The organism is Xanthomonas translucens pv. cerealis (assembly GCF_006838285.1).
In the GTDB taxonomy this organism is placed as follows: Bacteria; Pseudomonadota; Gammaproteobacteria; order Xanthomonadales; family Xanthomonadaceae; genus Xanthomonas_A; species Xanthomonas_A cerealis.
This window is the reverse complement of sequence record NZ_CP038228.1, coordinates 3,644,387-3,670,222: the sequence shown is the minus strand read 5'-3', so window position 1 is coordinate 3,670,222 and position 25,836 is coordinate 3,644,387. Positions and strand designations below refer to the sequence as shown.

The 25,836-nt window shown below is 71.6% G+C and carries 18 protein-coding genes; 7 read left to right on the top strand and 11 right to left on the bottom strand.

The genetic code is table 11. From position 1 onward, the window contains the following. Positions 1-148: 148 nt before the first annotated feature. Positions 149-886: a 3-oxoacyl-ACP reductase FabG gene (fabG, locus tag E4A48_RS16305; protein ID WP_068830402.1), complete on the top strand. Its 738-nt coding sequence runs from the start codon at positions 149-151 to the stop codon at positions 884-886. 21 nt (positions 887-907) lie between these two features. On the opposite strand, the gene E4A48_RS16300 is transcribed toward fabG, so the two are convergent. From E4A48_RS16300 to E4A48_RS16285, 4 genes are read right to left on the bottom strand one after another with little or no spacing between them, the layout of a single operon-like run. Beyond that, positions 908-2,533 carry an NAD(P)/FAD-dependent oxidoreductase gene (locus E4A48_RS16300; protein ID WP_142742795.1) on the bottom strand — a complete coding sequence of 542 codons (1,626 nt, stop codon included), beginning with the start codon at positions 2,531-2,533 and terminating at the stop codon, positions 908-910. Then, complete coding sequence (locus E4A48_RS16295; protein ID WP_039008446.1) at positions 2,530-3,351, bottom strand: glycosyltransferase family 2 protein; 822 nt, start codon at positions 3,349-3,351, stop codon at positions 2,530-2,532. The genes E4A48_RS16300 and E4A48_RS16295 overlap by 4 nt, the downstream gene beginning before the upstream one ends. Then, a complete protein-coding gene (locus E4A48_RS16290) occupies positions 3,348-4,124 on the bottom strand; it encodes a beta-ketoacyl synthase chain length factor (protein WP_039009406.1) in 777 nt (258 codons plus the stop codon). The genes E4A48_RS16295 and E4A48_RS16290 overlap by 4 nt, the downstream gene beginning before the upstream one ends. A gap of 8 nt (positions 4,125-4,132) precedes the next feature. After that, positions 4,133-5,332: a beta-ketoacyl-[acyl-carrier-protein] synthase family protein gene (locus E4A48_RS16285; protein ID WP_068830378.1), complete on the bottom strand. Its 1,200-nt coding sequence runs from the start codon at positions 5,330-5,332 to the stop codon at positions 4,133-4,135. A gap of 219 nt (positions 5,333-5,551) precedes the next feature. Here E4A48_RS16285 and E4A48_RS16280 point away from each other — a divergent pair, with 219 nt between their 5' ends. Beyond that, positions 5,552-5,812 carry a YcgL domain-containing protein gene (locus E4A48_RS16280; RefSeq protein WP_058197214.1) on the top strand — a complete coding sequence of 87 codons (261 nt, stop codon included), beginning with the start codon at positions 5,552-5,554 and terminating at the stop codon, positions 5,810-5,812. After that, positions 5,805-9,125 carry an ankyrin repeat domain-containing protein gene (locus E4A48_RS16275; protein WP_039008440.1) on the top strand — a complete coding sequence of 1,107 codons (3,321 nt, stop codon included), beginning with the start codon at positions 5,805-5,807 and terminating at the stop codon, positions 9,123-9,125. The genes E4A48_RS16280 and E4A48_RS16275 overlap by 8 nt, the downstream gene beginning before the upstream one ends. 169 nt (positions 9,126-9,294) lie before the next feature. Here the strand turns inward: E4A48_RS16275 and E4A48_RS16270 are convergent, their stop codons facing one another. Then, entirely contained in the window at positions 9,295-11,181 is a 1,887-nt protein-coding gene (locus E4A48_RS16270) for a S8 family peptidase (RefSeq protein WP_039008438.1), read from the bottom strand. Positions 11,182-11,245: 64 nt separating this feature from the next. Then, positions 11,246-13,612: a YadA family autotransporter adhesin gene (locus tag E4A48_RS16265; RefSeq protein ID WP_142742794.1), complete on the bottom strand. Its 2,367-nt coding sequence runs from the start codon at positions 13,610-13,612 to the stop codon at positions 11,246-11,248. 230 nt (positions 13,613-13,842) lie between these two features. Between E4A48_RS16265 and E4A48_RS16260 the strand changes: the two genes are divergently transcribed. Next, positions 13,843-15,228, top strand: a complete 1,386-nt coding sequence (locus tag E4A48_RS16260) for a sensor histidine kinase (protein ID WP_237655257.1) — start codon at positions 13,843-13,845, stop codon at positions 15,226-15,228. On the opposite strand, the gene E4A48_RS16255 is transcribed toward E4A48_RS16260, so the two are convergent. Next, the gene (locus E4A48_RS16255; RefSeq protein WP_039008432.1) at positions 15,204-15,911 is read right to left on the bottom strand and encodes a response regulator transcription factor; all 708 of its coding nucleotides are present in this window, start codon (positions 15,909-15,911) and stop codon (positions 15,204-15,206) included. The genes E4A48_RS16260 and E4A48_RS16255 overlap by 25 nt on opposite strands. Positions 15,912-16,020: 109 nt before the next feature. Here E4A48_RS16255 and E4A48_RS16250 point away from each other — a divergent pair, with 109 nt between their 5' ends. Continuing rightward, positions 16,021-17,811 carry a glycoside hydrolase family 15 protein gene (locus E4A48_RS16250; RefSeq protein ID WP_185910669.1) on the top strand — a complete coding sequence of 597 codons (1,791 nt, stop codon included), beginning with the start codon at positions 16,021-16,023 and terminating at the stop codon, positions 17,809-17,811. Beyond that, a complete protein-coding gene (gene zwf / locus E4A48_RS16245; RefSeq protein ID WP_185910668.1) occupies positions 17,808-19,646 on the top strand; it encodes a glucose-6-phosphate dehydrogenase in 1,839 nt (612 codons plus the stop codon). Before E4A48_RS16250 ends, zwf begins: the two co-directional genes overlap by 4 nt. Positions 19,647-19,862: 216 nt before the next feature. Here the strand turns inward: zwf and E4A48_RS16240 are convergent, their stop codons facing one another. Next, complete coding sequence (locus E4A48_RS16240; RefSeq protein ID WP_039008425.1) at positions 19,863-20,750, bottom strand: hypothetical protein; 888 nt, start codon at positions 20,748-20,750, stop codon at positions 19,863-19,865. 102 nt (positions 20,751-20,852) lie between these two features. On the opposite strand from E4A48_RS16240, the gene E4A48_RS16235 reads away from it, so the two are divergent. Further along, positions 20,853-22,133, top strand: a complete 1,281-nt coding sequence (locus tag E4A48_RS16235; protein WP_039008424.1) for an acetyl-CoA C-acetyltransferase — start codon at positions 20,853-20,855, stop codon at positions 22,131-22,133. A gap of 561 nt (positions 22,134-22,694) precedes the next feature. On the opposite strand, the gene E4A48_RS16225 is transcribed toward E4A48_RS16235, so the two are convergent. The 3 genes from E4A48_RS16225 to E4A48_RS16215 all read right to left on the bottom strand — a co-directional run bounded on the left by E4A48_RS16225 (position 22,695) and on the right by E4A48_RS16215 (position 25,831). After that, positions 22,695-23,963, bottom strand: a complete 1,269-nt coding sequence (locus E4A48_RS16225) for a heme biosynthesis HemY N-terminal domain-containing protein (protein WP_142742790.1) — start codon at positions 23,961-23,963, stop codon at positions 22,695-22,697. Further along, positions 23,960-24,937, bottom strand: coding sequence for a uroporphyrinogen-III C-methyltransferase (locus tag E4A48_RS16220; protein ID WP_142742789.1), 978 nt, complete (start codon positions 24,935-24,937; stop codon positions 23,960-23,962). The genes E4A48_RS16225 and E4A48_RS16220 overlap by 4 nt, the downstream gene beginning before the upstream one ends. 117 nt (positions 24,938-25,054) lie before the next feature. After that, a complete protein-coding gene (locus E4A48_RS16215; RefSeq protein ID WP_409976345.1) occupies positions 25,055-25,831 on the bottom strand; it encodes a uroporphyrinogen-III synthase in 777 nt (258 codons plus the stop codon). Between the last annotated feature and the right edge of the window lie 5 nt (positions 25,832-25,836).

Below are 25,836 nucleotides of genomic sequence, written 5' to 3'. Positions count from 1 at the left end.
CTTTTTGTAGGAGGCTTTAGCCGCGTCGCTTTACTGACAGTGCCTGTCGCGGCTGAAGCCGTTCCTATAGAGCGGGCGCGCGCTTTGGCGCACAGCCTGCGAATCGTTAGGATGGCGACCCGCCCCCATTCCGCCCGAGGAAATCCCGATGTCACAGCCTTCTTCCCCACGCCGCGCCCTGGTCACCGGCGGTAGCGGCGATCTCGGCGGTGCGATCTGCCGGCAGCTGGCAGCGCAGGGACTGCATGTGATCGTCCACGCCAACGGCAATGTGGCGCGCGCCGCCGCGGTGGTGCAGGACATCGCCTCCGCCGGCGGCAGCGCCGAGGCGGTGGCGTTCGACGTGGCCGATGCCGATGCCAGCAGCGCGGCGCTGGCGACGCTGCTGGAGGTCGGGCCGATCCAGGTGGTGGTCAACAACGCCGGCATCCACGACGACGCGCCGATGGCCGGGATGAGCGCGGCGCAATGGCACCGCGTCATCGACGTGTCGCTGCACGGTTTCTTCAACGTGACCCAGCCGCTGCTGCTGCCGATGGCGCGCACGCGCTGGGGCCGCATCGTCAGCGTGTCGTCGGTGTCGGGGGTGCTCGGCAACCGCGGGCAGACCAACTACGCCGCGGCCAAGGCTGCGCTGCACGGCGCCAGCAAGTCGCTGGCGCGGGAGATGGCCAGCCGCGGGATCAGCGTCAACGTGGTCGCGCCCGGGGTGATCGAAGGCGCGATGGCCAGCGAGGCGTTCGCGCCGGAGGCGATCAAGCAGATGGTGCCGGCCGGCCGCCCCGGCAAGGCGGATGAGGTCGCCGCGCTGGTCGGGTTTCTGTGCTCGGACGCGGCCGGCTACATCAATGGCCAGGTGATCGGTATCAACGGCGGCATGGGCTGAGGCTCGCGCTGCGGCCTGCGCTCACGCGGCGCGCGCGTACCAGGTGCTGGCCAGCGAGCGCTCGCCCTGCAGCGTGTCGGCGAGCAGCGCGTCCAGGCCGTGGTCGGCGATCTGCGGATGCTGCGCGCGCGCCTGGTCCAGCACTTCGCGTGCCAGCCAGCTCATCCGCGCGACGTTGCCGCACAGGCGCGCGACGAAGGCCGCGTCGTCCAGCACTTCGCGCAACGCCCCGTTGAGCTGGTGGAACCAGCCGATCAAGTACTGGTCGAGCAGCCGCGCATCGGTTTCGGGACGGCCCTGCGCGTCGTTGTGGCGGCCCCAGTCGCGCAGCAGCGCCTGCATGCCCAGGTTCAGTTCGCGCGCGCGGGTGAACTCGTGCCGCAGCCGGCCCAGCGTGTGCAAGTCGGCGATGCGTTCGGAGAAATACAGCGGCGCCAGCAACGACCAGTAGTAGGTGTAGTCCCAGATCACCTTGATCGGCATCACTTGCGCGTCGCCGAACAGCGGGTACTGGTCCTGGTACAGGGTCAGGGTGTTCTCGTAGAACGAGAAGTACAACTGCTGGTACAGCTCGGCGTAGGGCGCGATGTCGCGCCCGGCGCGGTCGCGTCCGATCAGTTCGCAGATGTAGGTGTTGGAGATGGCGATGAAGTCACTGCCCGGCGAATAGAACGGATCCAGGAACACGCCGGCCTCGCCGGTCAGCGCCCAGCGCTGCGCCGAGAACACCTGCTTGCAGCCATAGGAGAATTTGCGCAGGAACATGAAGTCCTGCAGCGCATGCTGGCTGTGCGCAAGCGTGCGCGCGACTTGCGGCTGGTGCTGGTGCAGCCAGGCCATCGCTTTTTCGTGCGTGTTCATCGTCTCCAGCGGGTGCATGGCCGCGTCGCAGACGATGCCCAGCGAATGCGCGCCGGAGGACAACGGGATCAGCCAGAACCAGTAGCCAGGGCCGCACATGTGGTTGGTCGAGCGCCAGCGGTCCGGCGGCGTGCAGCGCTGCAGCCAGCCGCCGTCCTGCGACCAGGCATTGGGATCCACCACCCCGTCCACCCGCCACCACACGGCATTGGCGTGGTGCGCGTTGTCCTGAGCCAGGTCCAGCTTGCGCTTGAGCAGGCCGGCGCGGCCGCTGGCGTCCACCACCCAGCGCGCGCGCAGCGTCGCCGCTTCGCCGTCGCGCTCGTAGCGGACCTGATGGTCGGCATCGTCCTGGGCCAGGTCGATGCCGCGCACCGTGCAGCCGTCGATGAACGCAATGTCCAGCGCGCGTGCGCGTTCGCCGAGGAAATTCTCGAAACGGCCGCGGTCGATCTGCCACGACGGCGTCGGCAGCAGCTGGCTCACGCCCAGTTCGGTGCAGCGGTCGATGTCTTCGCGCCCGTCGGAGAAGAAGAAGCGGAAGCCGAACTTGCGGATCTGTTCGCTGTCCAGGTGCTCGCGCAGGCCGAGCACCTCTGCGAAATAGTGCGCACCGATCTCCACCGAGGATTCGCCGACCTTGAACGCGGCCTCCCGCACCGGGTGCGCGCGCCGTTCCAGCACGCTGATGCGCAGGTGCGGATCTTGCTGGCGCAACTGCAAAGCCAGGGTCAGCCCGGCCAGGCCGCCGCCGGTGATCACCACATCCGCATGCCGTTCGTTCATGTCGTCTCTTGCTTGTCGAAAGGGGTGGGCCGCGCCGTGAACTCGCCGGCGCTGTCGTCGATCAGCACCGGGTTGGCGCGGGCGCGGCGGTATTCGCGCAGCACATGGCCGTACTGCCAGACCTGCGCGATGACGTGCGAGGTGATTTTCCACAGATCGCGCACCAGGCGGAAATGGCTCTTGCGGAAACTGCCGGGCGTCTGATTGGCGTAGCGCGTCTGGATCGGTACCGCGACCACGCGCGCGCCGGCCTGGCGCGCGGCGGAGATCAGCAGCTGCGCCTCGAACACGAAGCCTTCCCCGGGCACGTCGGGCAGGGTGTACACCGCCTGCGGATACAGGCGCTGCCCGCTCTGGCTGTCGATCAGGCGGAAGCCGCAGGCCCAGGCGATGCCCCAGTCGCCGAAGTCGTTGCCGATGCGGCGGATGGTCGGCTGGATGGCGCGCTTGCGCAGGCGTGCGCCGACGATCACGCAGCCGGGGTGGCGATTGGCCGCGGCCAGCAGGCGCGGAAAATCGGCGGCGCTGTGCTGGCCGTCGCCGTCCATGGTCATCACCGCGCGTGCGCCCTGGCGCTGCGCCTCGGCGAAGCCGCTGCGCAGCGCGGCGCCCTTGCCGCGCCGCTGCGGATGGCGGATCAGGGTCAACGGCAAGTCGGCGATGCAGTCGCTGGTGCCGTCGTCGGAGCCGTCGTCGACCACGATCACCCGCGGGCAGTGCGCCAGCGCGTCGCTGACCACCTCGCGGATGCGCAGCGATTCGTTCAGCGCCGGGATCAGGATTGCGGCATCGGCGGCGCTCAGCGCGATCCGGCTCATGCCTGCAGGTCCACGTGCAGGCAGCGGCCGCCGCCGGCGTCCAGGGTGCAGCCGGCGGCGCCGGCGGCCAGTGCGTCGAACAGCACCAGCATCGGCGCCATTGCGTTGCCGGCGGCATGCCGCGCCAGCGCGCCGTCGCCGGCGGCCGCGTCGCCGTCGGCCAGGCGCACGCGCAGGCGCGGCTTGCCGGGCAGCGCCGCGGCGCCGAGCACCAGCGCGGCGCCGAGCAGGCTGTCGCTTTGCGAAACGCGTGCGAGCGGACCGGTCGAGCGGCTGTCGTAGGCAGCCAGCAGCACCGCCGCCTCGCCGGCGGCCAGTTGCGACAGCGCTTCCAGCAGGCCCTGCGCGAAGCTGGCGCGGTGCGCGCTGATCGCGGTCGCCGCCGCGGTGGCGCCGGCGCCGATGGTCCAGTAGCCGGCGGCGGCGTTGTGCACCGAGTTGTGGAACTTGGTCGGCGAGATGGCCAGCGGATCGCTGGCCAGGGTGGTGCACATGTAGTCGGTGATCGCCACGTCGCCGTGGGTGGAGGTGAACACGGATGGCAGCGTGGCCGGATCGCGGCCGGCGTCCTGGCACGCGGCCAGCGCCACTTCCAGCGACACCGCCACCGTGTCCGGCGCGCGCCGCCGCTCGTTGGGGGCCAGCAGTTGCGAGGCCGGCCGCGGCGGGGTATCCACGATGCCGCCGCGGCCGGTGGCGAAGGCGTGCGCGGCGGCCCAATTGGGCAGGCCGGCGGCCCAGAAACCGATGCCTTCGATGGTCGCGGTCAACATCGGCGTGCTCATGCGCGGCCGAACAGCAGCGAGCAATTGTTGCCGCCGAAGCCGAAGGAATTGTTCATCGCGTAACGGACCTGTGCGTGGGCAGTGGCGAAGCGGATCTGCGGGCCGCATTCGGGATCGGGTTGTTCGCTGTTGAGGGTGCCGGGGAGCAGGCCGTCGCGCAGCGCCAGCAGTGCGAACACCGAATCGACGATGCCTGCCGCACCCAGCGTATGCCCGGTCCAGGCCTTGGTCGAACTGGCATGCAGGGTGGCCGGGAACAGTGCGGCGACCGCGCCGGCCTCGACGCTGTCGTTGGCCGGGGTGGCGGTGCCGTGCAGGTTCAGGTAGCCGACCTCGGCAGCGTCCACGCCTGCGCGGCGCAACGCCCCGTCCATCGCCAGGCGCGCGCCCAGGCCCTGCGGGTGCGGTGTGGACATGTGGTGCGCGTCGCTGGATTCGCCGTAGCCGCACAGCAGGGCCAGCGCCGGCGGCGCGGCGTCCACATCGGCGCGCTCCAGCAGCGCGTAGCCGCCGGCTTCGCCCAGCGACAACCCGATCCGGCGCACGTCGAACGGCCGGCACGGCTCCGGCGACACCACTTGCAGCGAATTGAAGCCGAACAGCACGCTGCCGCACAGCGTGTCCACGCCGCCGACCAGGGCCGCATCCACCACCCCGGCGGCGATCAACCGCGCCGCCTGCGCGAACACCTTGGCGCTGGACGAGCAGGCGGTGGCGACGGTGACGCACGGGCCGCGCAGGCCGGTAGCACGGCGCACGAAATAGCCCGGCGAATGCGGCGTATGCACGATCGGACGGTTCAGGTCGGCAGGAAAACGCATGCCCTCGGCGTGTTGTTCGAGCCGGGCATAGGCCTCTTCGCTGGCGCCGATGCTGGCGGTGGACGTGCCGATCACCACCGCCACGCGCTCGGCGCCGTGGCGCTGCGCGGCAGCGGCCACCGCCGCGAACATGCCGTCCTGCTGCAGCGCCAGCCAGGCCAGGCGGTTGTTGCGGCATTCCCATGCGGCCAGCGCCGGCGGCAGCGGCAACGTCTCCAGCGCGTCCACGCGGCCGATCCAGCAGGGCAGCGGCTGCGCGCCGAAGTCGTTGCGGCGCAGGCCGCTGCGGTTGTCGCGCAAGGCCGTGGCCTGCGCCTGCAATCCGCTGCCAAGCGCGGTGGTCGCGGTATACGCACGAATTGCGACGGGGGCCATGCGGGGCGACGGGGACGCTGCGGTCACGCGATATTCCGGAAAGGATCGGTCGCAGGAGTATATCGATGCGCTCCGCACTACCGTGAAGCGCGCGCCCACGCTGAACGTGAACAGGCACGGCGCGTAAATTTGTAAATGCCGTGCAGCGCGCGCGCTTTCGCCGCTGGCGCATTTCCTCCACAATCGCTTGCCTTTCCACGCCAGGCGCACGCCACGCGCATGCAAGCCTACGTCTACAAAAGCCAACGCAAGCCGGATACCTATCTGTACCTCGCTGCGCGCGACGACTTCGCCTGTCTGCCGCAGTCGCTGCTGGCGTCGTTGCAGCCGCTGCTGTTCGTTCTGGAAGTGGCGTTGACCGCCGAGCGCACCCTGGCCCGGACCGACCCTGCGGCGGTCCGCGCGAACCTGGTCGGCTGCGGCTTCCACCTGCAATTGCCGCCGCTGCCCGACGGCCGGACCGATCGACACGATGACTGAATCCCCCTTCCGCGCGCGCGCTCCCTGGATCGCCGCGGCGCTGGGCGTGCTGCTGGCGCTGCTCGCCGGGTTCGGCCCGCTGGCCGCGGCGCTGGGCGCGTGGCTGGCGCAACCGGCGTTCGCGCTGGCGCTGTCCTGGTCCCGCGGCAACCGGCCGCGGCCGGCCAGCGTGCAGGCGCTGGGCCGCGAACTGTTGCCGTTGCTGGCGTTGTGGGCCGGCGGACTGGGCCTGGTCGCGCTGCTGGTGGCGTGGCCGCTGGCGGCGCTGCACGACAGCGGCAGCCTGGCCGCGGCGCTGGCGTTGAGCGTGGCCGCCAGCGCGGCGCTGCTCGGGCTGTGGCGGACCTGGCCGCTGTGGCACGGAGGCGAATGCGAGGGCGGCGCGCTGGGCGCGCGCTGGCAGGCGCTGGCGCAGCAGGACGTGCAGGCCTGGCGCGGCCTGGCAGTGGCGGCGCTGGTGTTGCTGCTGGCCGGGGTCGGCGTGCTGCTGGCCTGGCCCGGGCTGCTGGCCGCAGCGGCGCGCTGGCCGCTGGCGCTGGCCTATGCGCTGCTGTCGCCGTTGCTGCATGCCCTGCTGCAGCGCGTGGCGCCGCCGCAGGCGCTGCCGCTGCCGGTGCGGGCCACCTCTGCGGACTTGTTCGCCGAACTGAGCGCGGCCTCCGCGCCGCGTGCGGATGAAGTGCCGCCGGCCGCGGACGAACTGCATGCGGCGCTGTACGCCGCCGCGCGCGGCGGCCGCGTCGATCGCGCCCTGCAGCTGCTGCAGTCCGGTGCCGACCCGCATGCACTGCCGGCACCGGAGTGGCGCGACCAGCGCAGCCTGCCGGTGCTGGCCGCGGTGTTGCCGGACCTGCGCTTGCTGCGCGAGCTGATCGTGCGCGGGGTGGACGTCAACCAGCCGCACCTGGGCATGACCCCGCTGCTGGCCGCCACCCGCGACAGCTGGCACGGCCGCCCCGAGGCGGTGATGACCCTGCTCGCCAACGGCGCCGATCCGCGCGCCAGCGACAGCGACGGCAACACGCCGCTGCACCACGCCGCGCGCAGTTCCGATCCGGGCGTGGCGGCCTTGCTGCGCGATGCCGCGGCCGAGCTGGACGCGCTGAACCGCGACGGCCTGACCCCGCTGGCGGTGGCCTGCCACGTCGGCAACTGGCGTATGGGCAAGTTCCTGCTCGAGCGCGGCGCCAAGCCCGAGCCGGCCGAGGGCAGCCCGGTGCTGCTGGCCGCGGCCGGTACCGAGGAAGACGATCCAGCCGGCGTGCAGATGCTGCTCAAGCACAAGGCGCGGGTCGATGCGCGCGATCGCCAGCGCCGCAGCGCCTTGCACGAGGCGGCGCAGGCCGGGCATGTGCAGATCGTCGATGCGCTGCTCGGCGCCGGCGCCAACCTGGAAGCGCGCGATGCCTTGGGCCGCACGCCGTGGCTGGAAGCCGCGCGGCATGGCCGCGTTGCGGTGCTGGAACACCTGCTGCCGCACAAGCCCGACCTCACCGCCGTCGATGGCGACGGCCGCAACGCGGTGCTGCTGGCCTGCACCGCCGACCAGGTCTCGCCGGGGCTGATCCGGCGCCTGCTGGAACTGGGTATCGCGGCCGCGCAGCCGGACCAGAGCGGACGCCGCGCGGTCGATCTGGCCGCCGAGGCCGGGCGCTGGGCGATCGTGTCCGCGCTGGACCCGGACTACCCGCTGCCGGCCGCGGTCAGCGACGGCCAGGGCGAGGTCGGCAGCGCCAGCCTGCCGGATCGGCCGCCACTGGAACTGCTGCGCGAAGGCCTGCAACTGGGCCAGCGCGATGGCCTGGCGGCGTTGGCGCGGCTGTGCGCGGCCGAGGAACTGGGCGCGCTGCTGCACGATCCGCCTCTGGCGCTGAACCCGCAGGCGGTGGAGTGGCTGCTGGCGCATGGCGCCGCGCCGGAAGTGCTCGACGCCTGCGGCGATACGCCGATGTTCGCGCTGTTGTCGCGCGGCGTGGAAGCGGTGCCCAGCCTGCAGGCGATGCTGCGCCAGGGCGTGTCGCCGGCCGGGCGCGGCGGCCTGACCCGGCTGCTCGCCGCCTGCGCGCAGCACGACCACGCCTCGCGCGCGCTGGAGCAGTTCGCGCTGGAACTGCTCGAACGCGGCGCCGACCCGTTCGCGCCGTCGCCGGCCGGTGATCCGCCGCTATCGCTGGCGGTGCGCCTGGGCTGGCTGCGCCTGCAATTGCAACTGCTGGAACGCGGCGCCGACCGCGAGGCGCGCGACAGCCACGGCATGACCGCGTTGCACTTGGCTGCCGCGCTGGGCCGCGAGGCCTCGCTGAAGCTGCTGATTCAGCAGGGCGCCTCGCCGGAGGCGCGCGCGGCCGACGGCCAGACCCCCCTGGGCGTGGCCCTGGCCAGCGGCCGCCGCGACCTGGCCGACTTGCTGGACTGGCGGATCTGGCCGTTGCCGCGGCGCGCGCTGCGCGAGGCCGACCTGCCGGCCGCGGCGATGGTCGGCGACGCCGACGCGATCCGCCGCCTGATCGACCTCGGCTTGCCGGTGGACGCGATCGATGCGCAGGGCTGCACCGCGCTGTTGCGCGCCGCCGGGGGAGGCCATGCCGCGGCGGTGGACCTGCTGCTGGCGCGCGGCGCCAACCTGCAGCACGCCGCGGGCAGCGGCGCCACGCCGTTGTCGGCGGCGGTGAGCATGCGCCAGACCGACATCGTCGCCGCGCTGCTGGCCGCCGGCGCGCAGATCGAACACCGCCTGCCCGGCAGCGTCACCGTGCTGATGCTGGCTTGTGCGCTGGGCCTGCCGGACATCGCCGCACGCCTGCTGGCGGCCGGCGCCGACGTGCATGCCGGCGACGCGCAACAGCTGGCGCCGCTGCACTGCGCCGCACTGTATGGCTTCACTGCGCGCGACAAGTCGCGCCTGCTGGCGCTGCTGGACACCTTGCTGCTGGCCGGCGCCGAAGCCGACCGTAGCGCCGCCGGCGGGGTGACTCCGCTGCTATTGCTGCTCGGCGCGCGCGCCGAGCCGGGTACCGCCTGCGAAGAGCCGGTGGTGCTGGCCGGGGTGGAGCGGCTGCTTGACGAAGACGTGAGCGTGGATGTGCAGGACCCGCGCGGCTTCGGCCCGCTGCACCTGGCCGCGCTGCATGGCCTGCCGCTGCTGGTGCAGCGCCTGCTGCGCGCCGGTGCCGATCCGGACCTGCGCGACACCTTGAACCGCCCGCCGCGCGAGATCGCGGTGATGCGCGGCTTCGTCGATGTCGCCGGGCAGTTCCAGCCGGCGCTGCCGGGCGTGTCGTCGATGGCTCGGTTCCTGCGCGAAGGCCGCTGACGGCGGCTGTCTGCGCGTTGCCGTGATCGCATGGCGTCGCTCGCTTTCGCCACCCCGTCAAAAAAACAGCCCGCCGTATGGCGGGCCGGTCGATCCTCACGAAAACGGGCGCGGGAGGATTCCCCTCCCGCGCCCGCCGGCGCGGCGGCGAACGGCGCCGCCGCTTGCCTTACTGCCGCGCCACCAGGGTCAGGCCGCTGTAGCTGCCGGACAGGCGCAGGTAGTACGTGCCTGCGCTGGACGGAGTGATGCGGATCGTCTGGGTGGTGCCGGCACGCACCGAGCGCGCGTCGTAGCTGCTGCTGGTCGGCGTCTTGCCGGCCGTGGCGTAGAGCGCGACGTTGCCGGTACCGCCGAAGGTCATGAAGCTCACCGCCTTGCCGGCTTCGGCCTGGAAGCTGTACAGCCTGTCGCCGCCCTGGCTGCCGAGGTTGCGCAGTTCGACCTTGTTGCTGAGGGTTTTGGTCGGCGGAACGCAGCTGCTGTCCGACGGGTCGCACGGCGGTGTCGTCGCCATCTGCAACAGCATGTCGACGTCCAGGATGCCGGCGCCGATCGGCGTGCTGGTCGGGATCGCCACCGGGAACGGACGCGCGCTGACGCGCAGCAGGTCGCGCATGCCACTCCAGGTGAACGGGGTCTTGGCCACGCTCTGCACCATCGCCACCGCCGCGGCTACGTGCGGCGAGGCCATCGAGGTGCCGGCCATGCCGCCGATCTTCCAGTCGCCGGTCGGACCCTGCGTACTGGCATTGACCACCTGGAAGATGTAGCCGTTCGGATTGCCGTCGATCTCGCCGCCGCCGCCCGGCGCAGCGATGTCCACGCGCGTGCCGTAGCTGGAGTAGCTGGCGCGGCCGCCGTTGATGCGCGTGGCGCCGACGCTGATCACGCCGTTGCAGGAGGACATGGTGTAGGTGCCGGCATCGGCGTTGGCGTTGCCGGCGGCGACCACGATGATGCTGCCGGCGGCGTTGATCTTGTCGATCGCGTCCTGGTACAGCTGCGGGCAGCTTACCGGTCCGCCGCTGCCCAGGCTCATGTTGATCACCTCGGCCGGATTGGGGTTGGCTGGTAGCCCATCCACCGGCAGCCCTGCCGCCCACAGCATGCCGTCGGCGATGTCGCTGCCGAAGCCGCCGCACGCGCCGAGCACGCGTACCGGCAGGATCTTGGCGTCGTGGGCCAGGCCGGAGGTGGCCAGGTTGTTGTTGGTGACCTGGGCGATGGTGCCGGAGACGTGGCTGCCGTGCCAGGAGCTGCTTCGCGCCGCATTGCCTGGCGCGCCGAGGGCGGCGCAGTAGTCGGCGTCCACCCAGTCGCCCAGGTCGAAACCGCCCGGTGCGCGTCCGTCCTGGTCGCGGCGCGAGACGCGATGGTCGGTGATCATGTCGTAGCCGGGCAGCACATTGGCGGCCAGGTCCGGGTTGTCCTTGACTACGCCGGTGTCGATCACCGCCACCACCACGCCCTTGCCGGTGGAGCGGGTCCAGGCCTGCTCGGCGTTGACGCCGCCGACCGGGTTGTGGAAGTTCCACTGCAGCTGGGCGTAGCCCGGATCGTTCGGCGCGGTCGCCGTCGCCGTCGCGGCGGCCTGCGGCACGGCCACGCTGGCGTCGTCCAGGATTTGGTACAGGCGGTCGGCCTCTACCGACAGCACCGACGGATCGGCCTTGAGTTCGGCAATGAACGCGGCGCGTTCGCTATCGCTGAGGGCGCGCGAGGTCTGCACCACGTGCCAGCCCGGCACCGCCATCTCGCGCAGCACCCTGGCGCTGAGCGCACCGCGCGCCGGCAGGTCGTTGCTGGCCGTTCTGGCCTGCTGCATGCTGCTGCGCGATACCGCGCTGGACAGGGAGCCGTCGAGCAGGCGCCGCGCCTGAGTGCTGCTGTCGCGGGTCTTGACGATGAAGCGCTGGCCCAGCCTCGCGGTCTGCGCGGATTGCGCAACCGCGTCATGCACGCCACCCATGCCGATGACCGGCGTGGCGGCGTGGGCGCAGCCGGCGGCAAGGACGGCGGCAAGGGCAGCGGCGAGTTTGTCGGAGGAAATCATCGGCAGGTCCTGGAAAAGGAGAAGGAAGAGAGGAAACCCACGGCGCGTTGCGCGCCGCGTGCGATCACAGGTCCACGCCCACGCCGATGCCGGCAGAGGATTCGCCGCCGCTGAACGCGCCGCCCAGGCTGAACGAGGCGCGCGCGCCGATCTTCCTGGCGTAGCCGATCGACAGCGCCTGCTCGCCGCCCTGGAAGCCCGCGCCGGCCGACACGCGGCCGCGCGGACTTTGCGTGCCGGCGGCGTTGACCGCCATGTTCAGCATCGCCGCGCTCATCGCGCCCAGCTTGTCCATGCGCCGGTCCATGCCGTCCAGGCGATGCTCGGTGTCGGTACGCAGCTGGTTGAAGCTGTCGTCGAGCGCGGTGACGCGGGTGTCGGTGTAGGCGTTGGCGCTGCTGAGCGTGGCGCTGTCGCCAGAACGCATCTGCGCCACGTTGGCCGCGTCGGTGCCGGCGCTGCCGGCGGCGACGTTGGCGATCTGGCGCTCGTTGCCGCTGCTGCCGACCGAGACCGTGTTGGCGCGGTCGGCGAGCGAACCCTGGCCCAGTGCGACAGCGTTGGCGGCGGTGGCCGAGGCGCCCTGGCCGAGCGCGGTGGCGGACGCGGCGGAGGCGCTGGCGCTCTCGCCGACCGCCACCGCATTGGTCGCGACCGCGGCGATGCGGACGTTGGCGCCGACCGCGGTGCTGCCGTCGGCGTTGACCTTGGCGTTGGCGCCGATCGCGGTGTCGTTGGGGCCGTAGGCCAGCGATTCGGCACCCAGCGCCAGGCCGTTGTCGCCATTGGCGGTGGCGCCGGAGCCCACTGCGACCGCGTTGGTACCGGTGCCGGTGCTGGGGGGCGCTACGTCGCCGCCGCCGATGCTGACTCCCTGGCCGCCGCCAGAATTGGCGATGGCGTCGATGCGGGTGTCCAATCCGGTCAGCGCCGTGTCGAACGCGCCCATCGCCGCGCCGATGCCGCTATAGCGCGTGCCCTGTACCAGATAGCTGCCGCCGATCAGGTTGCCCTTGGCATCCACCCTGCTGCCGGCGCCGAACGCGCCGGCCACGCCGCGCAGCTGCGCCAGGTTGACCGCATCGGTATCGGTGGTGCCGGCGGCCAGGTTGGTGAGCTGGCGCTCGGCGCCGGCGTGGCCGATGGAGATGGTGTTGTCGCGCTCGGCGACCGAGCCGGAACCCAAGGCCACGCTGTTGTTGGTGATCACCTGCACATCGTTGACGAAGGTGGAGTTGCCGACCCGTGCACCGGCACCGATCGCGACCGACTGGTCGCCATAGACGTCCGCGCCGGTGCCCATAGCGATGCTGTCGTTGAACATGAATGGGGGGCCTTCGCGGAAGAAGTCGCCGTTCCAGACCATCGCCTTGCCGATGGCGATGCTGCGGGTGCCGCCGGCCCAGGCGCCGCTGCCGATGGCGGTGGCGTCCTGCTGTAGCGCCAGCGCGGAAGACCCGACTGCGGTGCCGTTTTCCATTGGCGCGAAGGCTTGCGCGCCGACGGCCAAACCGCGATCGCTCAGCGCCCGCGCACCATTGCCCACGGCGGTCGCCCATTCGCCGGTAGCCTGCGTCTGTGCGCCCAGGGCGACCGCAGCATATTTGTTGGCGGTGGCGCTCTGGCCTACCGCGACGGTGCGTTCGGAACTGGCCTCGGCCAGCGCGCCGACCGCGGTGGAACTGTAGGCGATGGCCATCGCGCCGCCGCCCACCGCGGTGGACAGCGGGCCGGTGGCCTGGGTGGCCTGCAACTGCATCCCTTCCGCGCCTAAGCCGTCTTCGCCCACGTCGACGATGCCGCCGACGGCGACGCTGGAGCGGTCGCTGGCGATCGCGCCGGCACCGGCGGCCACGTTGTACTTGCCGCTGGCCTGGGCGCCGGCGCCCAGCGCGGTCGCTGCCACGCCGGAGGCGGAGGTCTGCTGCAGGATGACCACACCGTTGGGCTGGTAGGAGAAGTCCAGGTCGAGCATGCCGCCGACGGCGGTGGTGGAGACCTCGGTGGCCAGGCTGTTGTGGCCCGCCGCCAGCGCGTGTTTGGCGTAGCTGACCGCGCCTGCACCGAGCGCGACGGTGCCGGTGCCGACCGCCGAGGCCGCCTCGCCGGCGGCCAGCGCCTCGTCGCCGTCGGCGTAGGCGCCGGCATTGCTGCTGTCGCTGCCGGTGGCCTGGAAGTAACGCGCGGTGTCGCCGCTCGCATCCGCTGGCACCGCGTTCGCGTCGGTCGGCGCCGCATCGGCGGTCGCAGCCGGGGGCGCAGCCGCGATCGCTGCCGGGGCAGTGGCGGCCTGCGCCAGCGATGAGGTGGCCAGGCAAAGCGCGCAGGCAAGCGCCAGCGCGCTGCGGGCGCCAGTGCGCGAAACGGCTGGCGTGGCATGGCGGATCGGGCGATAGACGGCGGTGCCGCGTATGGTCGTGCATGCGTTCATGGCGATCTCTCGGTGCTGAGGCGGATGGACAGGAGCCGACGTCAGCGACGCGCAAGCGCGCCGCTTCGGTATCGGTGGTCTTGGGAGGCGCCGCTGACCCCGGGCGCGCTCCGTGCAGCGAACTTATGCGCCGCGTCATTTGCTTGTCACCCGCAACTTCTCGCACGATCATCACCGGGTTCTCACCGAGCAGGTGGGATGGGGAGCGCGCTCGAATGGTGAAGGCGTTAGTGAATTGGTTCGATCGGGCGCCGGTCGTGGACGAGGTGGACCGGCGCAACGTACGCGTGATCCAGCTGTTGCTGCTGTTCCTGGCGATCACCATCCCGGCCACGTTCGCGGTCGCGGTGACGCTCGCCTGGCCGCAGCTGCAGGGCCGTGCGGTGCCGCCGGGCCTAGTGGTGTCGCTGGCGATGAGCCTGCTGATCGCGGTGTGCGCCACGATCGGCTTGGTGCGCGTGCGCCGCGGCGCGCTGCGCGGGGGTGTCGGCTTGCTATTGGCCGCGATGCTGGCGTCGCTGCTGGTCAACGCCGCGGTCAACGGCCTGCAGCGCCAGTTGCCGGATCAGCTGGCGCAGATGCTGGTGCTGATCCTGGCCGGGCTGGTGCTCGGGCGCCGCGCGCTGTGGATCACCTTCGGCGCGCTGCTGCTGATGCTGGGCCTGGGTGTGGGCCACGATGCGCTACTGGAATTCGTCGAGGAGCCGGGGCGCGCGTTCTACAACCTGCCGTCGGTGCTGTTCAGCTATCTGCTGGTGACCCTGCTGCTGGATCGCACCACCGAAGCATTACGCGAGAGCCTGCGCGAATCCAATGCGCGCGGGCAACGCCTGCAGCAGGAAATGCTGGCGCGCGAGCGCGCCCAGGCGCAGCTGATCCATGCGCAGAAGCGCGAGATCGTCGAGCGCATGGCCGGTGGCCTGGCGCACGACTTCAACAACGTCCTGGCGGTGATCGTCGGCTTCTCCGCCACGCGCCACGACGACGACGCCGGCAGCGACGGCGCGCGCGTGGCGCAGCTGCAAGACAGCCTGGCGTCGGTGGAGGAGTCGGCACGGCGCGGCATGGCCATCATTCGCCGGCTGCTGCGCTTCAGCCGCCGCGATGGCGAGCAGGCCGAGGATTTCGACGCCGCGGCCGCCATCGATGCGCTGCAGCCGATGCTGCGGCAACTGCTGGAAACGCGCATCGTGCTGCGCTGCGCCTTGCCGGCGACGCCGGCGCCGATCCACCTGGATCGCAGCCAGTTCGAACTGATGCTGCTCAACCTGGCCAGCAACAGCCGCGACGCCATCGCCGAGCGCGGGCATCTGGACATCGCCGTGCGCAGCGAAGCGGCGTGGACGATCATCGAGATCGCCGACGACGGCCAGGGCATGCCGGCGGACGTGATGGCACGCGTGTTCGAGCCGTTCTACAGCACCAAGCCCGCCGACAGCGGCACCGGGCTCGGCCTGGCGGTGGTGCACGATCTGGTGGTGCGCGCCGGCGGCTGCATCCAGGTGCACAGCGAACTGGGTGTGGGCACCCGCTTCCGCATCGCCTTGCCTCACGCCGCCGCGGCGGCCGGCAATGCGCGTGTGGCCGCCGCTCAGCCGGACGGATCGAAGATGTAGCCCTTGCCGTGCACCGCCGCCAGCGGCAGGGCGACGCCGCAGCGGCGCTGTGCCTTGCTGCGCAGGCGGTGCACCATCGAGTCGAGGCGGTGCGCGTCGAAGTCGTACACGCGATCGGTCAGCGCCGCGATCAGCGCTTCGCGAGCGACCAGCAGGCCGGGCCGCTCGACCAGGCGTTGGCACAGGCGGCGCTCGCTCGCGGTCAGCGCGGCCGCCGCGCCGGACGGAGCCAGTAGACACCAGCCGTCTTCGCTGAGCTGCCAGCGTCCGCGTACCGGTTGCGGTGCCGCGCTGCCCAGGCGCCGGGTCAGGCTGTGCAGGGTCGCCGCCAGCAGGTCGATCTCCACCGGTTTGGCCAGGTAGGCATCGGCACCGCCGGTGAGTCCGCGCACCCGGTCCTCGGTCTGGCCGAGGCTGGTCAGCATGACGATGCCGATGCCGGAATACCGTTGGCGCAAGTCGCGGGCCACGGTGAAGCCGTCGGTATCGGGCAGGCCGACATCGAGCACGATGATGTCGGCGGGATCGGCCTGCAGTTGCGCCTGCAGTTCGGCGCCGCTGCCGCAGCCGTGGGGGTCGAAGCCGAAACGACGCAGGCCGGGAATCAGGATGCGCTCGCGCAGCATCGGATCGTCTTCCAGGACCAGGACGCGCAGGGCGGCAGCAGCGGGATGGGCATTCATACGCAGACGCAGTGTAGCCGGCGCCGACGCGCTTTCGCGTGCCGGCAACACTTACGGGAAGCAAACGCTGGCGCTGGCAGACTCGCTTTTTGATCCAACGGCGGACGTGATGGCAGCACGCATCGAGGATTACGCCATGCTCGGCAACTGCCGCAGCGCGGCGTTGGTGGACCGGCACGGTTCGATCGACTGGCTGTGCCTGCCGCGCTTCGATTCCGATGCGCTGTTCGCGGCCCTGTTGGGCACGCCGGAGCATGGGCGCTGGTCGATCGCGCCGGTCCGTGCCTTCACCAGCCGCCGCCACTACCGCGACGGCAGCCTGGTGCTGGAGACCGAGTTCGAGACCGAGGACGGCGCGGTGGCGGTGCTGGACTTCATGGTCGCCAGCAACGACGACGACGCGCACAACCACGTGGTGCGCATCGTGCGCGCATTGCGCGGGCGCGTGCCGCTGCGCATGCAGCTGCAGTTGCGCTTCAACTACGGCCGCACCATTCCCTGGGTGTCGCAGATCGACGGCGGCCTGCAGGCGATCGCCGGGCCGGACCAGATCGCGTTGCGCAGCCCGCAGCCGATGCATGGCCACGGCTTCGCCACCGAAGCGGACTTCACGCTGGAGGCTGGCGACAGCACCTGGTTCGTGCTCAGCCACGGCGCCTCGCACCTGGAACTGCCGCCGCCGCTGGCGCCGGAACAGGCGCTGGCGCAGACCGAGGCGTTCTGGCATGGCTGGTCGCACCGCTGCGTGCACGCCGGGCCGTGGACCGAGGCGGTGCGGCGTTCGCTGGTGGTGCTGAAGGGCTTGAGCTACCTGCCCACCGGCGCGATCGTCGCCTCCCCGACCACCTCGCTGCCGGAACGGCTCGGCGGCGAGCGCAACTGGGACTACCGTTTTTGTTGGCTGCGCGATGCGGTGTTCACCCTGACCGGGCTGCACGCCGCCGGCTATTCCGACGAAGCGGCTGCGTTCCATGGCTGGCTGCAGCGCACCGTGGCCGGCTCGCCGGACCAGTTGCAGGCGCTGTACGGCATCGGCGGCGAACGGCGCATGTCCGAATGGGAGGTGGACTGGCTGCCCGGCTACGAAGGCGCGCTGCCAGTGCGGGTGGGCAATGCCGCCGCCGGCCAGTTCCAGCTGGACGTGTACGGCGAGGTGATCGCCGCGTTCCATCGCGGGCACCACGAAGGCATGGCGACCGCGGCGCGTGGCCGCTCGCTGGCGCGGCAACTGCTCGAAGTGCTGGAGCAGCGCTGGCGGGAGCCGGACGAAGGCATCTGGGAGATCCGCGAGCAGCGCCGCCATTTCGTCCATTCCAAGGTGATGACGTGGCTGGCGTTCGACTACGGTGCGCGCGACGGGGTCACCGATGCCGACGCCGCGCAACGCGCGCACTGGCGCGCGCTGGCCGACGAAGTGCATGCGCAGGTGCTGCAACAGGGCGTGCACCGCGACGGCTATTTCGTGCAGAGCTACGGCAGCGAGCGGCTTGACGCGGCGACGCTGCTGATCCCGCTGGTCGGCTTCCTGCCGGCGGACGATCCGCGCGTTGCGGCCACCGCCGATGCGATCGCGCAACGGCTGAGCATCGATGGCCTGGTCGAGCGCTACCGCGCCGACGACGACAGCGGCGACGGCCTGCCGGCGGGCGAGGGCACCTTCATCGCCTGCAGCTTCTGGCTGGTGGAGAACTACGCGTTGCTCGGCCGCACCGTGCAGGCGCGCGCGTTGTTCGAGCGCCTGCTCGGCCTGTGCAACGACGTCGGCCTGCTGGCCGAAGAATACGATCCGCGCAGCGGCCGCATGCTCGGCAATTTTCCGCAGGGCTACTCGCACGTGGCATTGGTCCACGCCGCGTTGCGCCTGCATGGCTTACTCGGCGAACAGGAAATGCATTCATGAGCGATGCGACGCAAACCACCCCACCCTGCCTGATCGTGGTCTTCGGCGCACGCGGCGACCTGACCCGGCGCCTGGTGCTGCCGGCGCTGTACAACCTGCGCCGCAGCGGCGCGTTGCCCGAACAGTTCGCGGTGATCGGCGTTGACCACGGCGACATCAGCGAGAACAGCTGGCGGCGCATGCTCGGCAACGCACTGCACGGGCTGATGGCCGACCGCGACGCCGAGTTCAAGGCCGACGGCCTGGACGAAGACGTGTGGACCTGGCTGCGCACGCGCCTGCACTACCTGCGCGGCGATTTCGCCGATGCGGCGACCTATCGCGCGCTGGGCGAGGTGATCGAAAAATACGGCGCGCAGTACCAGACCTGCGGCAACGTGCTGTTCTACCTGGCCACCGCGGCGCGCTTCTTCGCCCCGGCGATCGAGCAGCTGGGCGCGGCCGGACTGGTCAAGCAACGTGCCGGCGGCGGCTGGCGCCGGGTGATCGTGGAGAAGCCGTTCGGTCACGACCTGCGCAGCGCCAAGGAGCTCAACGCCATCGTCGGCCGCGTGCTCGACGAGGACCAGGTGTTCCGCATCGACCACTTCCTGGGCAAGGAAACGGTGCAGAACATCCTCGCCTTCCGTTTCGCCAATGGCCTGTTCGAGCCGGTGTGGAACCGCGACCGCATCGACCACGTGCAGATCACCGCCGCCGAGACCATCGGCGTGGAAGGGCGCGGCGGGTTCTACGATCCCACCGGTTGCCTGCGCGACATGGTGCCCAACCACCTGTTCCAGTTGCTGGCGATGATCGCGATGGAACCGCCGGCGGCGTTCACTCCGGCCTCGATGCTGCGCCGGCGCGCCGAGGTGATCGAGGCGGTGCGGCCGCTGGCCGCGTCCGATGTGGTGCGCGGCCAGTACGCGGCCGGCGCGATCGGGCGCAACGCGGTGCCCGGCTACCGCGAGGAAGACACGGTGCCGGCCGATTCCAACACCGAGACCTATGTGGCGATGAAGCTGCAGGTGGATACCTGGCGCTGGGCCGGCGTGCCGTTCTACTTGCGCACCGGCAAGCGCCTGCGCGAGCGCACCACCGAGATCGCGATCCGCTTCAAGCCGGCGCCGCTGGCGCCGCTGCGCAGCGCCGAGATCGGCGGCTACGGTCCCGACTGGCTGGTGCTGCACATCCAGCCCGACGAAGGCATCTCGCTGCAGTTCGACGTCAAGCGCCCGGGCGCGCGGGTCAGCCTGGCGCCGGTTCGCATGGACTTCCGCTACCGCGACTGGTTCCCGAAGGAATACTCGGTCGGCTACGAGCGCTTGCTGCAGGACTGCATGCATGGCGAGGCCGGTCTGTTCCAGGACGCGACGATGGTCGAAGCCGCCTGGCGCATCGTGCAGCCGATCCTGGATGCCTGGCAGGCCTCGGCCGACGAAGTGGCGCAATACCCGGCCGGCAGCGCCGGCCCGGCCGCCGCAGACGCACTGCTCGCGCTCAACGGCGGCCACAGCTGGCGCACTCTGACCGCCGGCCGCCGCCCGCCGCCGCGGCGCCCAGCGGAAGGCAGTGCCGACGCCAAGCCCGCCGCGCCGGCGAAGCGTTCGGCGGCGGCCAAGCCTGCCGTGTCCAAGGCCAGGCCTGCCGCTTCCAAGGCCAAGGCGGCCGCCGCCGGCAAGTCCAGCCAGGCCGCTTTGCCGAGCAAAGCGGTCGCATCGGCGAAGAAGGCAGCGGGCAAGAAGGCGGCCGCACCCAGGAAGGCAGCCACGTCGAGTTCCGCGAAAGCGAGCAAGCCGGTGGCGAAGAAGTCGCCGGCGACCGCGACCAGGCGCGCCGGGGCGAAGCGCTGACCGGCGATGCGCCGAACAACGCGGGTGGCCTCGGGCCATCCGCCGCGATCAGTGCTGGCTGCAGTCGGGACTGAAGTCCCTCATCAAGCGATCGCCCCGATGGCGCCGCACAGCGTCCACGCCGAAGCTCCTGATCGCCGTGCACTGCAGCCGGATCGCTGCAAGTTCAGTTGCCAGCCAGCGGCGCCTCGTGCCAACCCCGCGACCAAGCCCGCATCACGCCGCCAGCAACGCTTGCCTCGCGTCCTGCCCGGCCTCGCAATGCACGTACAGCACCGGCATGCCGTGCGCTTCCAGCACCGCGGCCAGTTGCCGCTGCCGGGCCAGATAGTGTTCGTAGACCCGCTGCAGGCGCTCGCAGTCCTGCCGGTCGTGGGCGTAGTGCGCGCACCAGCTGGCCGGGTCGAACAAGGCCATGCGCACTTCGCCGCCGCGGTAGCGCAGCAGCGGTTCGGGCGGGCTGGCCAGCCATTCTTCCTGGTCCGGCGCCAGCAGCGCGGTCTCGATCAGCGGCCACAGCGGCGCCAGGCCCTGGTTGTCGTATTGCATCGACATCATCGCGGCCAGGTCGTTGACCGTCAGATAGCGCGCGTGTTCGATCTGCGCGCCGAACGCCTGCTGCGCCAGCAGCGCGGTGTCCGGCTGCGCCATGCCTTGCGCCAGCAGCACGTCTTCCAGCGCCTCGGCGACCGGTTGCAGCGTCTCGGCCGGCCCGCTGAGCAGGAACGGCACCACCCGCAGCGCGCCGCCGAGCAGCGCGGCGTCGGCCTGGAACGGCGGCGGCACGGTGCCGTCGGCATCGGCGCCGAACGCCAGCAGGCGCGGGCCGGCGTCGCGGCCGGGCGCGCGTGCGCGCAGCTCGTCCAGGCGCCGGTGCATCGGCCAGCCAGGGCGCAGTACCTCGGCGGGGTCGAAATGCGCGCCGGCCAGGCTCAGTTCCAGCGTGCGGACCGCCGGCACCAGTTGCGCCAGGTCGCGGCCGACCTTCTCGGCCAGTTCTGCGGCCAGGGCGTGCGGCAGCGCCGCGTGGGCCGGGGCGAGCCCGGCGGACAGTTCCAGGGCGATCACGCCGCGGGCATTCATGCTGGCAATGGCTTGGCTCATGGCTTGGCGGTTGGCCCGTCGCGGGCGCAAAGCTACACTCGCTTCATTATGCCTGCGCTAACGTGCAGGTCATGTCCCCGACCCCTCGCGCGAGGTAATCCCATGCCAGTAGCCCGCCCCGTCGCCATTCTCGGCGGCGTTCGCATTCCGTTTTGCCGGCAGAACACGGCGTATGCGGATGTCGGGAACCTCGGCATGTCGGTGCGCACGCTGGGCGCTCTGGTCGAGCGCTACGGCCTGCACGGCCAGCAGCTGGGCGAGGTGGCGATGGGGGCGGTGATCAAGCACTCCAGCGACTGGAACCTGGGCCGCGAGGCCGCGCTGTCGTCGGGGCTGTCGCCGTTGACCCCGGGCATCACCCTGCAGCGGGCCTGCGGCACCAGCCTGGACAGCATCATCACCGTGGCCAACAAGATCGCGCTGGGGCAGATCGAATCGGGCATCGGCGGCGGTTCGGACACCACCTCGGAAGTGCCGATCGTGTATGGCAAGAAGCTGCGCGCGCGGCTGCTGGCCGCCAACCGCGCCAAGACCACCGGCGACAAGATCCGCGCGCTGACCCGCAGCTTCAAGTTCGCCGAACTCAAGCCGGAGTTTCCCGGCGTGGCCGAGCCGCGCACCGGCAAGAGCATGGGCGACCACTGCGAGGACATGGCCAAGCAGTGGAACATCGCGCGCGATTCGCAGGACGCCTGGGCGGTGTCCTCGCACCACAAGCTGGCCGCCGCCTACGAGCGCGGCTTCTTCGCCGACCTGATCGCGCCGTTCCGCGGCGTGGAGCGCGACAACATCCTGCGCGCCGACACTTCGCTGGAGAAGCTGGCTACGCTGAAGCCGGCGTTCGACAAGGTCAGCGGCCGCGGCACCCTGACTGCCGCCAATTCCACCCCGCTGACCGACGGTGCCGCGGCGGTGCTGCTGGCCTCGGAGCAATGGGCGCAGGCGCACGGCCATGTGCCGATGGCCTACCTGCGCGACGCCCAGGTCGCCGCGGTGGACTTCGTGCACGGCGAAGGCCTGCTGATGGCGCCGACCATCGCCGTGCCGGACATGCTCAAGCGCCACGGCCTGAGCCTGCAGGACTTCGACATCTACGAGATCCACGAGGCCTTCGCCGCGCAAGTGCTGTGCACGCTGCGCGCCTGGGAGAGCGAGGACTACTGCCGCGCCCGGCTGGGCCTGGAGGCGCCGCTGGGGCAGATCGACCCGGCCAAGATCAATCCGTTGGGGTCCTCGCTGGCCACCGGCCATCCGTTCGCCGCGACCGGCGCGCGCATCGTCGCCACGGTGGCCAAGCAGCTGGTCGAACGCGGCGGCGGGCGTGCGCTGATCTCGATCTGCACCGCCGGCGGCATGGGCGTGGTGGCGATCGTCGAGCGCTGAGTGAGGCCCGCGCGCCTGGCGCCTCGGGCCGCGCGCGTGCAGGGTGGTGGCGCTGCGCAACGACGAACTGAACAAGCGCACGTTCTACTGGCATGCGCCGGGCTGGTACGTGCTGATCCTGGTGAGCGTTGTGATCTACGCGATCGCGGCGTTGATTGCGTGCAAGCGCAGCAGCCACGTGCTCGGCATGTGCGCGGCGCCTCGGCGCCGGCGCAACCGCTTCATCCTGCTCACGGCTGGTGCGTTCGTGGCCGGACCGTTGCTGGGGTCCGCCATCGGCGGCGAGGCCGGGGTCTGGCTGGGCCTGGGGCTGTTCCTGGTCATGCTGGTCGTCAGCCTGCTCGGCGCGCGCATCCTGGTGCCGTGGCGCATGGACGAGCGCTATGCGCGCTACAAGGGCGTGGCGCCCACATTCTGGCGCGCCTGCCGGCGTTACGGCGCTGAGCCGGTCGGTTCGACCGGCCAAGCGCTGGCCGCACAATCCTTACACGAGGAAGCCGGTGCCGGCTGCAGCCGGCACCGGCCGCGGTCAACAGCGCGGCATTGCTGGTGCCGCCGCGCTCATTCCAGCGGGCGTGGGAAACCGTGCTCGTCGCGGCGCTCGGCGCTGCCCGGATCCGGATCGATCGGCACCACCGGCGCGCTGGCCGCCGGCAGCGGCTGGGCCAGTTCGCCGCGTTGCACGCGCAGCGCGTTGGCGTAGCAGCGGTGCGCCAGAACCGGGTCGCCGGCCTCGGCATAGCCATCGCCGAACGCCTCCCAGGCCTCGGTGCCGGCGCCCAGCGCCAACGCGCGGTGCAGGAACTCCTCCGACTGCGGCCACTGCTGTTGCTGATGCGCCAGGCGCGCCAGGGTCAGCAGCAGCCCGGGGCTGTCCGGATGGCTCTGCAGCCAGCGCTGCGCGCTGGCGCGGCGCGAATCGTATTTTTCCACCGGCAGGCGGCCGTACAGCGCTGCCAGGCCTTCGTCCCAACGCGTGTCCAGCGCCTGTTCCACGCTGCGCAGCGCCGCGTCGTCCCAGTGCAGGGCGGCGGCGCGGACCGCGTAGGCCTCGACCACGGCCGGTTCGCTGCGCAGCGACTTGGGCAGGCTTTCCCAGCGTTCGGCCAGCGCGTTGGCATCGTCCGCCTGTTGCAGCGCCGCGGCGGCCAGGCGCGATTCCAGCAGGCCGACCGCCTCCAGCGGCAAGGCCTGCTGCTGGCGGATCGCCCCGAGCTGGCCGTAGGCCTCGCCGGCACGGCCGATGCTGGTCAGCGCCTCGGTGCGCAGCAGCAACCCGCGCGGCGGCAACGGCTGCGCCGCGGCAACGTCCAGCGCATTGATCGCATCGACCGGACGTTGCTGGGCCAGCAGACGTTCGCCCTGCAGCAGCGCGTGCGCGCCGGCGTCGCGTTCGCCCAGGCGCTGCAGATAGCGATTGGCCGCCTCCGCGTCGGCGCGCGCATCGGCCACGCGCACTGCTGCGACCAGGGCGATGGCGCTGACTTCGGGATCTTCCGCAGCGGCATTGAGCTGTTTCTCGGCGCGCGCCCACTGGCCGTTGTGCAATGCGGTCAGGCCTTCGATCAGGCGCGCGCGCGACTGCTTGCGGCGATGCCGGCCCCAGGCGCGGAACGGGAAGCTGAGCAGGTTCCACAGCAGCAACAGCACCAGGAAGGCGATCACCAGCAGCAGCACCGCCTGCGGCAGCGGCGAGATGTAATCGTTGCCGCCGGCGCGCACGATCACTTCGCCCAGGTTGCCCAGCTTGTCCTGCGCCAGCCACTGCGCGCCGATCACGCCCAGGGCGATCACCACCAGCAACACGATCAGGGAACGGAGGGATTTCATGGTTGGCTCCTTGCGTCGCGCATGTGGCGCAACTGCTGCAGGGTGGTGCCCAGCTCGGGGACGGCTGGGCGCAGGGCGGCGTTGCGCAGGGTTTGCAGCGTGGCGCGGCGTTCGCGCAGCGGCGCCGAATCCGGCCACAGGCGTTGCAGCCAGGTGCCGGCACGGGTCAGCGCGCCGCGGTAGCCGCGCGCGTCGCCACGTTCCAGCGCGGCGCGCGCCAGGCTTAGCTCCAGTTGCAGCGCGTCGCGCGCGGCGACCCGCTCCGAACGCGCGACCAGCACGCCGCCCTGGGCGGGGCGGATCTTGACCAGCGGCGACAGCAGCCGTTGCCACAGCGGCAGTTGCGTAGGCTCGGGCAGTTGCGTGGGCAATGCCTCCAGGCTGGCGGCGAAGGCGTCCAGCTGCGCCGACAGCCGCGCCTGCGGCCCCTCGCCGAGCGCGTCCAGCGCGGTACGTTCCTGCAGCAGCACCTGGCGCAGGTTGAGATAGCGCGGATCGTCCACGCCTTCCAGCACGCCGCTGGCCAGCGCATAGGCGCGGCGGGCGCCCTGCGCATCGCCGGCCACGTCCAGACGCTGCCGACCCTGGCTCAACAGTAGCTCCACCTCGTCCAGGCGCAGCGCCTGCGCGCCGTGGCGGTTGGAGTCGGCGAGCTTGGCGACGTTGTCTTCGAGCAGCGCGCTGCGCTGGCTCAGGCCGAGCATCTCGTCGCGCAGCACGCGGTTGGTGCTGGCCGCGTCCTGCACCCGCTGCACGGTGGCGCGCTGGTCGCGGCGCAGCGTTTCCAGATTCTGTTGCAGGGCCTGCAACTGCAGCTGGGTCTCGGATTGTTCGGCCAGCGCGCGCGCATTGCGCGCCTGCCACCACTCCCAGCCGCGCCAGCCGGCCAGCGCGAGCGCCGCCAGCATGGCCAGCAACAGCAGCAGCCAGATCCAGCGCGTGGAACGGCGAGGCGTGGACGAGATTTCGGTCATCGGCGGGGGCATCCTTATCGCCTGCGTCCCGTCGCGACGATGGCGACGGCCGGACGTCGGCACGCAGGAGCATGGCGTGAGCGGCACCGTACCCGCAAGCCGGGGGTCGGCGCGCGTTCAGCGAAGTGGCGAGCGCGTTACGATCGCCGCGGCGGCGGCGGCCAGTTGCTGTGGCAGCGGACCGGCGGCACGGGCGATGTTGACGAAGCCGAGATCGGCGGCCTGCGCGGCCAGCCGCGCGCTGGCGGCGACCAGCGGCCGCGCGCGCCAGGCCGCGCGCAGGTCCTCGGGCAGCTGGTCCAGCACCAGCCGCAGCGCCTCGCCGCTGCTCAGCGCCAGCACGCCCGGCGCCGCGGCGCGCAGCCGGGCGATGCGCGCCGCGGACAGCGGCAACGGCACCCGGCGGTAGACATCGGCGCGCTGCAGTGGCGTGCCGCGCGCCTGCAGCTGCGCGGCGATCAGGCCACGCCCGCCGGGCGCGGTGACCAGGCCGACGGCGCCATCTCTGGCGGCCAACTGCGGCAAGGCCAGCAGCCCATCGCTGTCCATCCGTTCCGGTACCGCGACCTCGGCGATGCCATGGCGTTGCAGCGCGCGCGCGGTGCCGGTGCCCACCGCCAGCCAGCATTGCCCGGGCGCTGCGGCCAGCGGTTGCAGCGCCGCGGCCGCGTGCACCGCCGCCGGACTGCTGAAGATCACCCGCGGCGCGGCCAGCGCCAGCGCCAGCGCGGTGCGCGTGGCGGCGTCGTCGCAGGCCTGCAGGCGCCAGGGCGAGACCGCCAGCAGCCGCGCGCCGACCCGCGCCGCCGCGCGCCGCAGCGGCGCGTGCTCGCCCTGCGGGCGCAGCGAGATCAGGGTCCAGGCCGCGGCGGCAGCGGTTGCATGTGCGCTCATGCCAG

Excerpts from the sequence above, each read along its gene's own strand:
- fabG (WP_068830402.1), top strand. The coding sequence starts at position 149 with ATGTCACAGCCTTCTTCCCCACGCCGCGCCCTGGTCACCGGCGGTAGC.
- E4A48_RS16300 (WP_142742795.1), bottom strand. The coding sequence starts at position 2,533 with ATGAACGAACGGCATGCGGATGTGGTGATCACCGGCGGCGGCCTGGCC.
- E4A48_RS16295 (WP_039008446.1), bottom strand. The coding sequence starts at position 3,351 with ATGAGCCGGATCGCGCTGAGCGCCGCCGATGCCGCAATCCTGATCCCG.
- E4A48_RS16290 (WP_039009406.1), bottom strand. The coding sequence starts at position 4,124 with ATGTTGACCGCGACCATCGAAGGCATCGGTTTCTGGGCCGCCGGCCTG.
- E4A48_RS16285 (WP_068830378.1), bottom strand. The coding sequence starts at position 5,332 with ATGGCCCCCGTCGCAATTCGTGCGTATACCGCGACCACCGCGCTTGGC.
- E4A48_RS16280 (WP_058197214.1), top strand. The coding sequence starts at position 5,552 with ATGCAAGCCTACGTCTACAAAAGCCAACGCAAGCCGGATACCTATCTG.
- E4A48_RS16275 (WP_039008440.1), top strand. The coding sequence starts at position 5,805 with ATGACTGAATCCCCCTTCCGCGCGCGCGCTCCCTGGATCGCCGCGGCG.
- E4A48_RS16270 (WP_039008438.1), bottom strand. The coding sequence starts at position 11,181 with ATGATTTCCTCCGACAAACTCGCCGCTGCCCTTGCCGCCGTCCTTGCC.
- E4A48_RS16265 (WP_142742794.1), bottom strand. The coding sequence starts at position 13,612 with ATGAACGCATGCACGACCATACGCGGCACCGCCGTCTATCGCCCGATC.
- E4A48_RS16255 (WP_039008432.1), bottom strand. The coding sequence starts at position 15,911 with ATGAATGCCCATCCCGCTGCTGCCGCCCTGCGCGTCCTGGTCCTGGAA.
- E4A48_RS16250 (WP_185910669.1), top strand. The coding sequence starts at position 16,021 with ATGGCAGCACGCATCGAGGATTACGCCATGCTCGGCAACTGCCGCAGC.
- zwf (WP_185910668.1), top strand. The coding sequence starts at position 17,808 with ATGAGCGATGCGACGCAAACCACCCCACCCTGCCTGATCGTGGTCTTC.
- E4A48_RS16240 (WP_039008425.1), bottom strand. The coding sequence starts at position 20,750 with ATGAGCCAAGCCATTGCCAGCATGAATGCCCGCGGCGTGATCGCCCTG.
- E4A48_RS16235 (WP_039008424.1), top strand. The coding sequence starts at position 20,853 with ATGCCAGTAGCCCGCCCCGTCGCCATTCTCGGCGGCGTTCGCATTCCG.
- E4A48_RS16225 (WP_142742790.1), bottom strand. The coding sequence starts at position 23,963 with ATGAAATCCCTCCGTTCCCTGATCGTGTTGCTGGTGGTGATCGCCCTG.
- E4A48_RS16220 (WP_142742789.1), bottom strand. The coding sequence starts at position 24,937 with ATGACCGAAATCTCGTCCACGCCTCGCCGTTCCACGCGCTGGATCTGG.
- E4A48_RS16215 (WP_409976345.1), bottom strand. The coding sequence starts at position 25,831 with ATGAGCGCACATGCAACCGCTGCCGCCGCGGCCTGGACCCTGATCTCG.